The 214-nt window shown below is 36.4% G+C and carries 1 pseudogene; it reads left to right on the forward strand.

Annotation, left to right across the window (positions count from 1 at the left end):
- Positions 1-214: pseudogene (locus RZO55_RS02765) on the forward strand (radical SAM protein); the annotation flags it as partial.

Genomic DNA, 214 nt, shown 5'->3' on the forward strand with positions numbered 1-214 from the left:
AAAAAAAAAAGTATGGCAATAAGGTTGGGAGTGCAGCATATAAACATAGCCGCTATTAATCCAGCAGGTAAGGAATTCAAAAATTTTCATCAAGTTACACCGCATTATTTTGAAATTATGGATGAAGTAAAAAAAGCAGTTGATTTTGTTGTAGAAAAAAACATCACCTGTACGTTGGAAGGCTTCCCGTATTGCGGGCTGGGGGAATATGAGA

This window comes from Clostridium boliviensis (assembly GCF_033342255.1).
Taxonomy (GTDB): Bacteria; Bacillota; Clostridia; order Lachnospirales; family Lachnospiraceae; genus Lacrimispora; species Lacrimispora boliviensis.